We start from the raw sequence: 14,306 nt of genomic DNA, 5'->3' as shown, positions 1-14,306 counted from the left end.
GACGATACGTCGATCAGTAGGCGCCGTCGGAGGTGAGCACGGTGCGCACCGTGCGCGCGATGATGCCGACGTCCGTGCCGAGCGACCAGTTCTCCACGTACCCCACGTCGAGCCGGATGGACTCGTCCCAACTGAGGTTCGAGCGGCCGTTGACCTGCCAGGCGCCCGTGACGCCCGGCTTCACCAGCATCCGGCGGAGCATGACCGGCGGGTACTGCTCGACCTCGTGCGCGAGCGCCGGGCGCGGCCCGACCACGGACATCGAGCCACCGAGGACGTTGAAGAACTGGGGCAGCTCGTCGAGGCTGTACCGGCGGATGAAGCGGCCCACCCGCGTGACCCGCGGATCGTTCTTCACCTTGAACAGCGGCCCCGCGCCCATGTTCTCGTCGGCCAGGACGCCGCGGCGGGTGTCCGCGTCGACGTACATGCTCCGGAACTTGATCATGTCGAAGGACTCGCCACCGGCACCGACCCGCTGCGCGCGGTAGAAGACCGGGCCGCGGCTGTCCGCCTTGACGGCGACGGCGATCGCGAGCATGACCGGCCCGGTCACGAGCACGCCGGCACCGGCGACGGCCAGGTCGAGCATGCGCTTGCCGAGCCCGTGGGAGCGGGCGGGGCGCGGCGCGGCGACGGCGGTCATCGGGGTACGGCCGACCGAACCGCTCACCATCCGGGAGCGCGCGACGTCGGGCAGGCCCGCCGTGACCACGAGCTCGATGCCCTCCGCCGCGAGCTGCCACATCAGCTCACGGAGGTCATCGGGTCCGAGGGAATCGGTCGCGGTGAGCACCACGATGCCGGCGCCGGTCTCGCGCGCGGCCTCGAGCACGGAACGGTCCGTCCCCACGACGGGCACTCGCGTGCCCGCGATCTCGAGCGCATCGACGACGATGGCGTCGTTGGTGGGGAGGCAGACTCCCACGACCCGCGCGCCTGCGGTCGGCGCGCCGAGGAGGCTCCGGGTCGAGGCCGTGGCCGAGGCGAAACCGCCGACCACCAGGGTGGGTACGGGCGCCACGGCAGTGGCCTTGTGCCGGAACCGGAGTCGCACGAGCAGCGCACCGACCAGAGCGACTGGTGCCGAGGCGAGGAAGAGCGCCTGAGGAAGCATCTGCGGGAAGAGGAGCTCGATCAGGACCAGTGGGCCGTAGACGAGCTGGGCCGTGACGAGAACGCGGCGCAGCTCGGGGGTGCCGAGCCGCAACAGCGGCATGGCCATCGGCCGGGAACGCCAGAGGCGGAGGAACCAGAACAGGTTCGCTCCCACCACGAGGGCGGCCAGTTCGGGCGCGCTCTCGCCGGCTGCATAGCCGACGACGAAGCCCGCGGCCGAGGCGGCGAGCGCCACGACGGCGTCCGCAGCGACGATCCGGCGTGCCAGGCGGTCGCGGTGGGCCTCCGCGACGGCGCGCGCTGACGGTACCTGCGGCAGGGCCACGGGCGGGATCGGCGCGCCGGTCGCCGGAGCCCGCGCGGGCTCGGGCGTGGCGTCGGCGACGGGCTCCGCCGGGGCGGCACCGGCCGCTACCCAGGTGTCGATCGACATGTCCCGCTCCTCATATCCGTTCGCCGTGACCGGACGCGGAATTCGACGTCCCGACCGAATCAGAATCGCTAATCTACATATTGCAGTTGCGAATACCTAATTCCGTGAGCTTCGTCTCATGCATCCCGCACCCGGAGGCCACCGTCGCGCTTCGTGGGTGTGACGGCGCCCACAGCCACTCCGGGAACCGATGCGGAGTGCGCCGTGACGACAACAGTTCACACTGGTCACGGGCCCAACTTCCGCCGTCCGATCCCGATCCCCCGGGAAACACCCCCTCGCTTCCGAGGGTGCCGCGCGATGGATGCGAGTGGCTGCCGGTTGCTACCGTAGACGCTCAGCATTGCAATCGCAAGATGCATTGACCGTTTGCAACCAGAAAAGATGTGAGGTCTATGATCAAACATCGAAGAGCCCGCCGAGAGTTACGGAAGCCATCATGAATTGCCGTCTGTGCGGCTCGTCACAGCTGCGGAGCGTGGTCGACCTCGGTGCCACACCACCTTGTGAAATGTTCCTCACCGCAGCGGAACTGGACGGCCCCGAGCCCACCTACCCGCTGCACCTGCGGATCTGCGAGGAATGCCTGCTGCTCCAGATCCCCGCGCTGATCCTCCCGGAGGAGACCTTCTCCGAGTACGCGTACTTCTCCTCGTTCTCCGCGAGCTGGGTCGACCACGCGCGCCGCTTCGTGGACGAGTCGATCCGCCGGCTCGAGCTCGACGGCGACAGCCTCATCGTCGAGGTCGCCAGCAACGACGGGTACCTGTTGCAGCACGCCGTCGCCGCCGGCGTGCCCTGCGTCGGCATCGAGCCCTCGGTCAACGTCGGGCAGGCCGCCCGGGACCGGGGCGTCCCGACGGTGACCGCCTTCCTCGGCCCGGAGACCGCCGCGCAGGTCCGCGCCGAGCACGGCCCCGCCGATCTGGTGGTCGCGAACAACGTCTACGCGCACATCCCCGACCTCCTGGGATTCACCCAGGGGCTGCGGGGACTGCTGGCCGACGACGGCTGGCTGAGCATCGAGGTGCACCACGCGCTCGCGCTCGTCGCCGAGGGCCAGTTCGACACGATCTACCACGAGCACTTCCAGTACTACACGGTGCTCAGCGCGCAGCGGGCGCTCGCCACCGCGGGCCTGACGGTCGTCGACGTCGAGCTCGTCCCCACGCACGGCGGCTCCATCCGCGTCTGGGCGCGGCCCGACGGGGTGGCACAGGCACCGTCGGACCGCGTGCGCGAGGTGCTGCGGATCGAGGAGGAGGCCGGGCTGCACGTGCTCTCCGGCTACACCGGGATGCAGGCGCTGGCCGACCGGGCCCGGCAGGACCTGCTGCGCTTCCTGCTCGAGTGCCGCGCCGCGGGCAAGCGGGTGGCCGGCTACGGGGCCCCGGGCAAGGGCAACACGCTGCTCAACTACTGCGGCATCCGGCCCGACCTCCTCGAGTACACCGTGGACCGCAACCCGTACAAGCACGGCCGGTTCACCCCCGGCACGCGCATCCCGATCCACGCGCCCGAGCGCCTCGACGCCGACCGCCCCGACGTGGTCGTCGTGCTGCCGTGGAACCTCGAGACCGAGATCACCGAGCAGCTGCGTCCCCTGATCGAGCAGGGCACCGAGGTGGTCTACCCCATGCCCCAGTTGCACACCGCGCGGCCGGTCGCCGCTACCACGGAGGTCTGAGCGATGAAGGTTGTCCTGTTCTGCGGCGGCTACGGCATGCGGATGCGCAATACCGCGGACGACATGGTGCCCAAGCCCATGCAGCTCGTCGGACCGCGGCCGCTCATCTGGCACGTGATGCGGTACTACGCGCACTTCGGCCACACCGAGTTCGTGCTGTGCCTGGGCTACGGCGCGCAGCACATCAAGAACTACTTCCTCAACTACCGCGAGACGGAGTCGAACGACTTCGTGATCCGCGGCGGCGAGGTGGAGCTGCTCGGCGCCGACATGCGGGACTGGACGATCACCTTCGTCGACACAGGACTGGAATCGGCCATCGGCGAACGCCTCCGGCGCGCGCGGCCCTATCTGGACGGTGACGAGTACTTCCTCGCCAACTACGCCGACGTGCTCAGCGACGCCCCGATGAACACCATCATCGACCAGGTCAAGGCGACCGGCTCCGCCGCCTCGATGCTGCTGGTGCCGCCGCAGTCCTCGTTCCACTGCGTGGACGTGGACGGCGACGACAAGGTCACCGGCATCACCCCCGTCTCCGAGTTCCCCATCTGGGAGAACGGCGGCTATTTCGTGCTGACCCAGGAGGTCTTCGACCACCTGCCGCCCGGCGGCGATCTGGTGGCGGACTCGTGCACCGCGCTGGCCAAGGAGGGGAAGCTGTTGGGCTACAAGCACCGCGGCTTCTGGAAGCCCGCCGACACGTTCAAGGAGCGGGCCGACCTCGACGCCGGCTACGCCCGCGGCGACCGGCCCTGGATGGTCTGGAAGGACCCGGTCGGATGATCGGCCTCTCCGCCGGCCGGATCTCGGAGATCGCGGTGCTCGGCGCGCACTGCGACGACATCGCGATCGGCATGGGTGGGACGCTGCTCCAGCTGGCGGAGGCCAATCCCGGCCTGCGCGTGCGGGCCTTCGTGGCCAGCGGCGCCGGCACCCCGCGCGAGGCGGAGGAACGGGCGGCGCTCGCCGCCTTCGCACCCGAGGCGGAGTTGCACATCACCGTGCTGGACCTGCCCGACGGGCGAGCCCCCGCGCACTGGCAGCGCGAGAAGTCCCTACTGGCGCAGTTCAAGCGCTCGTCCACGCCCGACATCGTCTTCGCGCCGCACCGCGGCGACGCGCACCAGGACCACCGCCAGCTCGCGGAGCTGGTGCCGCAGGAGTTCCGGGACCACCTGATCCTCGGCTACGAGATCCTCAAGTGGGAGACCGACACCCCGCGACCCACCGTGTTCAACCCGCTCTCGGCGTACGCCGCGATGGCGAAGACGCGGCTGCTCACGGAGCACTACCCCTCGCAGGTCGACCACGACTGGTTCGACGACGAGTCCTTCCTCGGCCTGGCACGGCTGCGCGGCATCCAGTGCCGCTCCACCTACGCCGAGGGTTTCATGCTGGAAAAGGCGATCGTAGATCTCGGAGGAAATCGATGAAGGTCCTGCTCACGGGTAGCCAGGGATACCTGGGAACGGTGATGACGCCGATCCTGCGCGCGGCGGGCCACGAGGTGACCGGACTCGACTCCGGGCTCTTCGCCGACCGCGTGCTCGGGCCGGCCGTGGCCGACCCGCCGACGCTCACCACGGACCTGCGCGACGTGACCGCGGCGGAGCTGGAGGGCTTCGACGCGGTGATCCACCTCGCCGCCCTGTCCAACGACCCGCTGGGCTCGCTGGCGCCCGAGATCACCTACGACATCAACCACGCCGCGTCGAGCCGGCTCGCGCGGCTGTCCAAGGAGGCGGGCGTCTCCCGGTTCCTGTACGCCTCCACGTGTTCCGTGTACGGCGCGGCCGGCGACGGCCTCGTCGACGAGGACGCGCCGCTCAACCCCATCACGCCCTACGCGATCAGCAAGGTGCGCGTGGAGGACGACGCCGCGGAGCTCGCGGACGCCGACTTCACCCCCGTGTTCCTGCGCAACGCCACGGCGTTCGGCTTCTCGCCGCGGCTCCGCGCGGACATCGTGCTGAACAACCTGATGGGCTACGCGGTGCTCACGGGCGAGGTCCTGGTGCTCTCCGACGGGACGCCGTGGCGCCCCCTGGTGCACGCACAGGACATCGCGCACGCCTTCGCCACGTGCCTCACCGCGCCGAAGGAGACGGTCTCGGCGCGCGCCTACAACGTCGGCACCGAGCGCAACAACGTGACCGTCGCCGAGATCGCGCAGGCCGTGGTCGACGTCGTGCCCGGCGCCGCGGTCCGGATCACCGGCGAGGCGGGGAACGACCCCCGCTCGTACCGGGTCGACTTCTCCCGTGCCCGCGAGGAACTGGGCTTCGAGGCGCAGTGGACGGTCGCGGACGGCGCGGCCGAACTGCACAAGGCCTACACCGAGTTCGGGCTCACCGAGCGCGCCTTCCACGACGACTTCACCCGGCTCGCGGTGCTCAAGGAGCTGCAGGCCGGGGGCGCCATCGACGCCTCGATGCGCCGGCGATGACCGGGTCCGGGTCAGCCCAGGCGGGAGCGCAGGTCGGCCCAGGAGCCGGCCGCGCGGTCCCGCGCCGAGACGATCGACGCGGCCAGCGGCCACTGCAGCGCGAGCTCCGGGTCGGCGTGGTGCACCGCGAGGTCCTCGGACGGGTCGTGCGGGCGGTCGATCCGGTAGCAGACGTCCGCCACGTCGGTCAGCGCCTGGAAGCCGTGCAGGAAGCCCGGCGGCACGTACAGCGTGCGGAAGGCCTCGTCGTCCAGGCGGAAGGCCTGGCTCCGGCCGAAGGTCGGCGAGTACGGTCGCGCATCCACCAGGACGTCGTGCACGGCGCCGTGCGCGCAGCGCACGAGCTTCGCCTCCCCGCGGCCCGAGCGGCCGTGCATCCCGCGGAGCACGCCCCGCATCGAGCGCGACTGCGAATCCTGCACGAATCGTGCGGCGGCGCCCGGCTCCCCCAGGTGCGCGTCGAAGATCTCCGCGTCGAAGGTGCGCGTGAACAGGCCCCGGTCGTCGGCGTGCGGGGTGGGAACCAGCAGCAGGACGTCGGCCAGGTCGGTCTGCTCGATGCGCATGAGGACATGCTGCCATGAGACACGCACGCGCGTGCCGCGCCTGCGGCTCCGTCAAACTCACCCGGGTGCTCGACCTGGGCCGCGTCCCCGCGGCGGATCACTTCCCGCCCGCCGGGTCCCCGGTCGACCCCGGCGAGTCCGCGCATCCACTCGCGATGGACCTGTGTGCCGCATGCGGCCTCGCACAGCTCGCCGACGACGACACCGTCACCGACGAGCCCCGGGGCGTGGAACCGCGCGCGCTGCGCGAGCAGGCCGCCGACGCGGTGGCCCGCGTCGCCGAGGCCGGCCTCCTCCGCGGCACGACGGTGCGCGAGTTCGGCAGCCCGCACGGCGGCACGTGGCTGCCGCTGCTCGCCGACCGCGGCTTCCGCGAAACCGACTCGGCCACCGTCGGTGCCGACGTCGTTCTCGACAGCTTCGGGATCATGCACGAGCCCGACCAGCGGGCGGCCTTCGCCGCTCGCGCCGCGGCCGTCGCGCCCGGCGGCGTGCTGCTGCTGCAGTACCAGCCGCTCGGCGGCATTGTCGACCAGCTGCAGTGGACCGCCCTGCGGCACGGCCACTTCGGCTACTACACGCTGACCGCCCTGCTGCGGCTGCTCGCCGCCGCGGGCCTGGAGCCGGTGCGCGCCTTCGAGTTCGACCTGTACGGCGGCACCGTGCTGCTCGCGGTGCGGCACTCCGGCGCGGCCGACGTCGTGCCCGGCGCGGGCGCCGCCGATCCCACCGTCCGCCGGATCCTCGCCGCGGAGGCCGCCGCCGGCCTCGGCACGCCCCGGGGCCTGCGCACGCTCAGTGCCGCGCCCGCCGACCAGGCGCGCGCGCTGCGGGAATGGGCGCAGGGGCACGCCGCCGCCGGCCGCACCGTCGCGGCCTACGGCGCCGCCTCGCGGGCCGTGGCGCTGTTCGCGCTGGCCGGCCTGGACGCGGGCCTCGTGTCCTGCGTCGCCGACGCGTCACCGTCGAAACAGGGTCGCCGCATGCCCGGCACCGACATCCCGATCGTTCCGCCCCAGCACCTGACCACGCTCGACGGCCCCGTCCTGCTGACCCTGCCCGACCTGCACGACGAGGTGCTCGAGGCCTGGCCGGCCCTCCGCGGAAGACTGGTGAACCAACCATGACCGGACCCGACTTCACCCGCTCGCGGGACCTGCAGGACCGCCTGCACCGACTGGTGCCCGGCGGCGCGCACACCTACGCCCGCGGCGCCGACCAGTACCCCGAGTTCATGCCGCCCGTGCTCACGCGCGGCCGCGGCGCACGCGTCTGGGACGCGGACGGCAACGAGTACGTCGAGTACGGGATGGGGCTGCGGGCCGTGACCCTGGGCCACGCCTACCCGCCGGTCGTCGAGGCCGTGCGCGCGTGCCTCGACGACGGTCTCAGCTTCAGCCGGCCCACGACGACGGAACTCGATGCCGCCGAGGACTTCCTCGCGATGGTGCCCACCGCCGACATGGTGAAGTTCGGCAAGAACGGCTCCGACGCGACCACCGCGGCCCTGCGCCTCGCGCGCGCCGCCACCGGCCGCGACCTCGTGGCGGTGTGCGACCAGCCCTTCTTCTCCGTCGACGACTGGTTCATCGGCGCGACCGACATGGCGGCCGGGATCCCCTCCGCGATCAGCGATCTCACGGTCCGCTTCGCCTACAACGACGCCGATTCGCTGCGGGCCCGGTTCGCCGAGCATCCCGGCCGCATCGCCGCCGTCTTCCTCGAGGCCGCCACGGCCCTCGCGGAGCCCGAACCCGGCTTCCTGGAGGCGGTGCGGGCCCTGTGCGACGAGCACGGCGCGGTGCTGGTCTTCGACGAGATGATCACCGGCTTCCGCTGGTCGCCGCACGGCGCGCAGTCCGTGTACGGCGTCACGCCCGACCTGTCGTGCTGGGGCAAGGCGATGGGCAACGGCTTCCCCATCGCCGCGCTCGCCGGGAAGCGCGAGCTCATGGAGCTCGGCGGCCTCAACACCGACGCCGAGCGGGTGTTCCTGCTGTCCACGACGCACGGCCCGGAGTCGGTCTCGCTCACCGCGTTCCGCGCCGTCGCGCGGGCCTACCGCGAGGGCGATCCGGTGGGCGCGATGGAGCGCGCCGGGCGCCGGCTGGCCGACGGGGTGAACGCCGCGGCGGACGCCGCGGGGGTCGGCAACGCGGTGCGCGCGATCGGCCGCCCGTCGTGCCTGGTCTTCACGACCCGCGACACCGACGGTGCGCCGTCGCAGGCCTACCGGACCCTGTTCCTGCAGGAGCTGATGCGGCGCGGCGTGCTCGGACAGTCCTTCGTGATCTCCGCCGCGCACACCGACGCCGACGTCGACCACACCGTCGACGCGGTGGCGCAGGCCCTCGTGCCGTACCGGAAGGCACTGGAGGCGGGCACCGTCGACGGGCTGCTCGAGGGCCGTCCCGTCGCGCCGGCCCTGCGCCGGACCGCGGCGCCGCGGCGCCTGCCCGGCGGGGCACCGTCGTGACGACGCCGATCCGCGTCCTCGTCGTGGGCCCCCCGCCCCCCGGTCCCCTGAGCCGGGGCGGCATGGCCACCGTGGTCGGTCACATGGCGGCGCAGCCCGATCCGGCCATCGACGTGCGCCTGGTCGCCACGTACGTGGACGGCACCGTCGGGCAGCGCCTGCGAACCGGTCTCGGCGGCATGGCGCGGAGCACCGCGGCCGTGCTCCGCGGCGACGTCGACGTGGTGCACGTGCACCTCTCGCACGGCGGCAGCGTCGTGCGCAAGGCCCCCGTGCTGTGGGCGGCGCGCCTGCGCGGCGTCCCCGCGGTCGTGCACGGCCACAGCTTCGACTTCGGCGGCTGGGTCACCCGGCTCCCGGCCCCCGCGCGGACCCTCGTGCGGGCGGCCCTGCCCGCGGACCGCTGGTTGGTGCTGGGGACGGGCCTCGCCACGGAGTACGCGGCCGCCCTGGGCCTCGCGCCCGAGACGGTCGAGGTGCTCTACAACCCCGTGCCGCCCCTCCCGGCCCGGCCCGCCGAGGGCCTCGCGGCCGACGGCGCGGACGAAAGCATCGTCCGCGCGGTCGCGCTCGGGCGGCTCGGCGTCCGGAAGGGCAGCTACGACCTCGTCGCGGCGGTCGCCGCGCTGCCGCCCGACGTCCGGTCACGGCTGCACCTGACCCTGGCCGGCGACGGCGAGGTGGACGAGGTGCGCGCCGCGGTCGCGGCGGCCGGCGTCGAGGAGGCGGTGACGGTCCGCGGTTGGGTGGACCCGGCCGGGCGCGACGCGCTGCTCGCCGCATCGCAGGTCTTCGCGCTGCCCAGCTACGACGAGGGCCTGCCGATGGCGCTGCTGGAGGCGATGGCCGCCGGCCTCGCGCCGCTGACCACCCCCGTGGGCGCGATCCCCGACGCGATCACCGACGGCGACGACGGGCTCCTCGTACCGCCGGGGGACGTCCCCGCGCTGGCCACCGCGCTCACGCGGTTGGTCGAGGATCCGGTGCTGCTATCCCACCTCGCTGTCGGGGCCCGTTCCCGTGCGGCCGATTTCGACCTCGTGGAGTGGCATGCCAGGCTCAGCGCGCTGTGGTCCGCGCTCGCGCGGCGATGACTCGCTCCACCTCCGCCGCGAGCGATCTCGCCGACACCGGGGCCGCGAAAACGCGGTCGTAGTGATCGCGGGCGGCGCGCCCCCGCGCCGCCGCGGCACCGGGATCCGCCAGCGCGTCGAACGCGAGCGCGAGGCCCTCGACGTCGTCCACACCCACCGGATGCTCCCCGGGGGGCTGGAACTCCGGCAACGCGCCCTCGGGCGAAACGATGGGCGTCACGCCCAGTTGCATCGCCAGCACCTGGACTCCGCTCTGCGTGGCCCTTCGGTAGTGCACCACCGACGCCTTCGCGCGTGCCATGGGAGCGATCACGTCGGCGTACGCGTACGGCCCACGATGCCATCGCACCGCCTTCCCGACGCGCCGATCGGGACCATCGCCGATCAACACGAGTTCGTCGCCGCGCCAACCCGGCCCGGCGACGTGGCGCTCCCACGCCGCGAGCGTCACGTCGAGATTCTTGTACTCGGTGAGCCGCCCGACGGCGACGAAGTCCCTGCGATCCGACGCCGCCACCACCGGGGGTACGGCCGCGTCGTCGAGATCGCTGGTCAGCGGCACGACCGCGTTCGCGGATACCGCATCGGCCACGTAATCGCTGAAACAGACCGTGGAGGCGGCGGTTCCGTTCCACCGCCCGAACAGCCGGCGTTCCCACCCGGGTAGTTCCTCGTCGGCGCCGTGCGGCCGGTCGTCGTGGACCAGGTTCACCCGCGGAGCACCTCCGGCGAGCGCGATCCACCGCGGATCGCGCACCAACTCGGTGATCACGACGTCGGGCCGGAACGACCGGACCGCGCGCAGCTCCCGGACGAACGCGGGCCAGGTCGACGGGGTCTTCGGGCGCGGATCGAGGACCCGCTCGTAGGCCCGCTGCACGTCCGACTCCGGATGCTGGTCGGAGGTGACGAGCACGACCTCGAAGCCGGCGTCGATCAGGCGCTCGCAGTACACCCGTGCGAGCGGCCGCATCCACGGCGAGAGCCACAGCACCCGCACCGTCACGGCCGCACCGCCGTGAACGCCGCCTCGTAGGCGTCGGCCATCGCCTCGACCGTGTAGTGCTCGCGCATCCGCTCGAATCCGCGGTCGCCGAGCGCGGCCCACTCCTCCGGCCGTGCCAGCAGTTCACGCAGGGCCTCCCGCCATCCCTCGACGGTCACGTCGTGCACCAGGGCGCCTACGGCACCGTCGTCGAGCATGTCCGGGACGGCGCAGACGGCGGACGCCACCACCGGTAGGCGCCGGGCCATCGCCTCGAGGATCACCATCGGGAACGCCTCGGAGCCGCTCGGGACGCACGCCAGGTCGGCCTCGGCGAAGGCGTGCTCGGGCCCGGGCGACCAGCCCCGCCACCGCACCCGCCCCGCCAGCCCAGGTGGGGTGAGTGCCTCGAGCCGCTCGCGGTCGGGACCGTCGCCGAAGATGTCGAGCTCCCAGGGCAGGTCCTCCAGCCCGGCCAGCGCCTCCACCAACAGGTGCGGATTCTTGTGCTCGACGATGCGGGACAACATCACCAGGCGCGGCACGTGGCCGACACGGGGACGCGGCGGCACCTCGTCGAGATCCGCTCGCCGCGCCACACCGTTGGGCGCGACGAAGTGCCTGCGGCCCAACGTCCGATGCGCCGTCGCCTCCGCCCAGTGCGCCGGAGAGAGCGCCACGAAACCGTCCGCACGCCGCATCGCGGCGGCCAGCGGAGCGGAGTACGTGGGCCCGTCCGGCTCCGGCGGGATGTGTGCCCCCACCAACCACGTCCGATCCCGGCCCCCGGCCCGCCAGAGGGTGGCGAAGCCGGTTTCGGTGTTGGTGTCGCCGCTGATCAGGATGGTCGGGCCGGCAGGTAGGTCCAACAACGGCCCCCACCATGGCTGGCGTACCACGCGCACGCCCGCCGGGGCCTCCTCGATCAGCGGACCGAAGCGCTGCAGGCAGACGACGGTCACGTCGTAGCCGCGGCGCTGCAGCTCCCCCGCCAGCACGAGGTGGTGCCGCTCGGCCCCTCCGAAGACCAGCCGGTTCACCGTGAAGACGATGCTCGGCCGCTCGCTGCGCGGGATCGCTGCCCGGCTCGCGCGCTTGCTGCGCTGCACCCGGTCGAGCAGCGAATCCCCCAGCAGGAAGACGCCGGCCGCGCGGGCACCCGCGGCATGCTCGATGTTGAGGGCCATGTTCGCACGCAACAGGTCGGCCGAGCGCCGCCAGGCGACCGCGTCGTCGCGGACCGTACCGTGCCCCGAATGCTCGACGCCCGCATCGCCGGTCAACTCCAGCGACCAGCCCGCGTCGAGGGCGCGCCGCTGCCAGTCGGTCTCCTCGCCGTAGAGGAAGAACTCCTCGTCGAACGGACCCAACGCATCCCAGGCGTCGCGGCTGATGGCCAAACACGCGCCCGTCAGGTAGCCGTCGACCCGCTCCGGCGCTGCCGGGTACAGGTCCGAGATCGGCGTGCGGCGCAGCGCCTCGGCGTACCCGGCGCGGGAGACGAGGCCCCGCAGCACGCCCCGGCGGCGGTGCGCGACGTCCCACGGGCGGCCACGCCCCGTCGTGTCGTGCACATCGTGGACCGCGGGGGCCGCCGCCGCCACCCCGGGCCGCCGCAGCGCGGCGCGGGTCTCCTCGAGTCCGCCGCGGAGCAGGGCGTCGGGGTTGAGCAGCAACAGGTCGTGGTCCGGAGCGAGGGCCGCGAGCCGGTTGACCGCCGCGGCGAAGCCCAGGTTGCGACCGTCACCGTGCCAGGCGACAGCCGGGAACGCCTCTCGCACGTCGGCCATCCCCGGATAGTCGGGACCCGAGTTGTCCCAGACGAGCACCGGAACACCCGGCAGGTGCTTCGCGACGGCGGCGAGGCACTCGGCGACATCGCCCGGCACGCGGTAGGCGACGATCAAGACCGCCGGATCACGGTGCGTCGGCGTCGCCGGCGGCGGCGACTGCCGGAGCCCCCCTGCCAGGTACAGGCGTTCTGCAGTCATCACGGGTTTCCTCCCTCGGAGCTGAGCAGTCCACGCGCGTCGTTCAGGCGCACCGGCCCGAGCAGCAGGTTCACCGCCACGTAGACGACCGCCGCCAGCGCGCCGGTCAGGAGGACCGGAAGAGAATTCCCGACGAGGCACACCGCCGCCGCCGCCGCGACGGGCGGCGCCAATCGCACCAGGAACAACCAGGGCGTGCGATACGGTGTGCGGCCGGTCAAGCGCCACGTCGCGACCGCCAGGCCGAAGAACTCGCTCGCGACGAGAGAAGCCGCGGCGCCCTTCGCGCCGAACTGGGGGATCAACGCGACGTTCAATCCGATGTTGAGCACCAGGCTGACGATGTTGAGCCGCAGGAGGAAGACCTGGTCGTGCGCGGCGAACAGTCCCTGGCTGAGCGTGCCGGTGACCAATCGGATCGCGACGGCGACGAACAAGAGCCCCAACGTGCTACCACCGGCGGCGACGAAGTCCTCCGATCCGAGGAGCCGGACCAGCTCCGGCGCGAGCAGCACGCCCACGACCGCCAGGGGCATGGACACGAACAGCATGGCCTGGATGCTGCGCTCGGTGAACCGGGCGAAGCGCTCACGGTCGGTGGCGAAGAGGTTGGTCATCGTCGAGAGCGTCGACCAGAGGAAGACGCTGGAGATCACCGTCGCGTTGAAGGCGACCGTGTACGCGAGGTTGTAGGCGCCCGTCTCCTCCTTGGTACTCAGCACCGAGAGCAGGACGCCGTCCGAACGCCAGTACAGCGCCGCGATGATCAGGACGCCGGTCTGCGGCAGGCTCTCGCGGACGAGCTCCCAGCTCTCGCGGACCGAGAAGATCGGCCGGATGTCGACGATACGACGGGCGACGCCCCCCTGGATGACCAGCACCACTAGCGGCGGGACCAGTTGGACCACGGCGTACCAATACAGGTCGGCCCCGACGTGCACCAGCACGAAGGTCAGGCCGAAGGACAGCAGGCGGCCGACGAGATCAGACAGCGCGACCGCGCCGAAGCGGACGTCCGTCACGAACACCGGCTGCACGCAGCTGCTCAGCGTTGTGAGCACGAGGCTGCCGCTGATGATCGCGATCATCACCACGACGAGCGGATCGTCGCGGTACAGGAGCCAACCGGTGAGCGCCGCGGCCGCGCCGAGCGGAAGGCAGTAGGTCAGCGAGAATCCCGCATTGACCCGCACCAGGCGCGACAGGTCGCCCGTACCGCTCGTCACGCGGCGCACGATCACCGAGCCGATACCGAGTTCGGTGAGGCTGCTCCACAGGCCGATGAACATGATCGCGGCGGACAGCTGCCCGTAGGGTCCGGGGCCGAGCGACCGCGTTGTCAGGGCAACGGTGCCGATCGACGCGACCAGGCCAAGGATCCGAGCGACGAACTGCATACTGAACGCCCGAGCGATGCGCCCGCCCGAGGCACGCCCACGCAAGCTCAGTTCACCCTCGGCGCCGATCGCAACACCCTCGGCGCTAGTCTCGTCGGCGAGAGGGGGT

The 14,306-nt window shown here is 72.2% G+C and carries 12 protein-coding genes; 7 read left to right on the top strand and 5 right to left on the bottom strand.

What is annotated here, in order from left to right; all coding sequences use genetic code 11:
• Positions 1 to 13: 13 nt before the first annotated feature.
• Positions 14 to 1,552, bottom strand: coding sequence for a sugar transferase (locus BLW32_RS01820; protein WP_068740432.1), 1,539 nt, complete (start codon positions 1,550 to 1,552; stop codon positions 14 to 16).
• A gap of 439 nt (positions 1,553 to 1,991) precedes the next feature.
• Here BLW32_RS01820 and BLW32_RS01815 point away from each other — a divergent pair, with 439 nt between their 5' ends.
• Genes BLW32_RS01815 through BLW32_RS01800 form a run of 4 tightly spaced genes read left to right on the top strand, consistent with a single transcriptional unit; the run spans position 1,992 to position 5,688 of the window.
• Positions 1,992 to 3,239, top strand: coding sequence for a class I SAM-dependent methyltransferase (locus BLW32_RS01815; protein ID WP_068740430.1), 1,248 nt, complete (start codon positions 1,992 to 1,994; stop codon positions 3,237 to 3,239).
• 3 nt (positions 3,240 to 3,242) lie between these two features.
• Complete coding sequence (locus BLW32_RS01810) at positions 3,243 to 4,025, top strand: glycosyltransferase family protein (protein ID WP_068740428.1); 783 nt, start codon at positions 3,243 to 3,245, stop codon at positions 4,023 to 4,025.
• Positions 4,022 to 4,675 carry a PIG-L deacetylase family protein gene (locus BLW32_RS01805; RefSeq protein WP_068526560.1) on the top strand — a complete coding sequence of 218 codons (654 nt, stop codon included), beginning with the start codon at positions 4,022 to 4,024 and terminating at the stop codon, positions 4,673 to 4,675. Before BLW32_RS01810 ends, BLW32_RS01805 begins: the two co-directional genes overlap by 4 nt.
• Positions 4,672 to 5,688 carry an NAD-dependent epimerase/dehydratase family protein gene (locus tag BLW32_RS01800; protein ID WP_068740427.1) on the top strand — a complete coding sequence of 339 codons (1,017 nt, stop codon included), beginning with the start codon at positions 4,672 to 4,674 and terminating at the stop codon, positions 5,686 to 5,688. Before BLW32_RS01805 ends, BLW32_RS01800 begins: the two co-directional genes overlap by 4 nt.
• A gap of 11 nt (positions 5,689 to 5,699) precedes the next feature.
• On the opposite strand, the gene rfbC is transcribed toward BLW32_RS01800, so the two are convergent.
• Positions 5,700 to 6,254 (bottom strand): dTDP-4-dehydrorhamnose 3,5-epimerase, encoded by a 555-nt coding sequence (gene rfbC, locus BLW32_RS01795; protein ID WP_068526558.1) that lies wholly within the window; start codon positions 6,252 to 6,254, stop codon positions 5,700 to 5,702.
• A 14-nt stretch (positions 6,255 to 6,268) separates the two neighbouring features.
• Here rfbC and BLW32_RS01790 point away from each other — a divergent pair, with 14 nt between their 5' ends.
• The 3 genes from BLW32_RS01790 to BLW32_RS01780 are packed head-to-tail and all read left to right on the top strand — an operon-like array spanning position 6,269 to position 9,824.
• Positions 6,269 to 7,381, top strand: a complete 1,113-nt coding sequence (locus BLW32_RS01790; RefSeq protein WP_068740425.1) for a class I SAM-dependent methyltransferase — start codon at positions 6,269 to 6,271, stop codon at positions 7,379 to 7,381.
• The gene (locus BLW32_RS01785) at positions 7,378 to 8,730 is read left to right on the top strand and encodes a glutamate-1-semialdehyde 2,1-aminomutase (protein ID WP_068740422.1); all 1,353 of its coding nucleotides are present in this window, start codon (positions 7,378 to 7,380) and stop codon (positions 8,728 to 8,730) included. The genes BLW32_RS01790 and BLW32_RS01785 overlap by 4 nt, the downstream gene beginning before the upstream one ends.
• Positions 8,727 to 9,824: a glycosyltransferase family 4 protein gene (locus BLW32_RS01780; RefSeq protein WP_068740420.1), complete on the top strand. Its 1,098-nt coding sequence runs from the start codon at positions 8,727 to 8,729 to the stop codon at positions 9,822 to 9,824. Before BLW32_RS01785 ends, BLW32_RS01780 begins: the two co-directional genes overlap by 4 nt.
• Here BLW32_RS01780 and BLW32_RS01775 read toward each other — a convergent pair.
• Genes BLW32_RS01775 through BLW32_RS01765 form a run of 3 tightly spaced genes read right to left on the bottom strand, consistent with a single transcriptional unit; the run spans position 9,790 to position 14,197 of the window.
• A complete protein-coding gene (locus BLW32_RS01775; protein WP_068741193.1) occupies positions 9,790 to 10,818 on the bottom strand; it encodes a glycosyltransferase family 4 protein in 1,029 nt (342 codons plus the stop codon). The two genes, BLW32_RS01780 and BLW32_RS01775, sit on opposite strands and share 35 nt — an antisense overlap.
• Positions 10,819 to 10,826: 8 nt before the next feature.
• Entirely contained in the window at positions 10,827 to 12,800 is a 1,974-nt protein-coding gene (locus BLW32_RS01770) for a glycosyltransferase (protein WP_068740418.1), read from the bottom strand.
• Positions 12,800 to 14,197, bottom strand: coding sequence for a flippase (locus BLW32_RS01765; RefSeq protein ID WP_082791242.1), 1,398 nt, complete (start codon positions 14,195 to 14,197; stop codon positions 12,800 to 12,802). Before BLW32_RS01765 ends, BLW32_RS01770 begins: the two co-directional genes overlap by 1 nt.
• Between the last annotated feature and the right edge of the window lie 109 nt (positions 14,198 to 14,306).

The sequence above is a fragment of the Tsukamurella tyrosinosolvens genome (assembly GCF_900104775.1).
In the GTDB taxonomy this organism is placed as follows: domain Bacteria; phylum Actinomycetota; class Actinomycetes; order Mycobacteriales; family Mycobacteriaceae; genus Tsukamurella; species Tsukamurella tyrosinosolvens.
The sequence above is the reverse complement of the archived record's forward strand: the minus strand, read 5'-3'. Positions and strand labels throughout refer to the sequence as shown.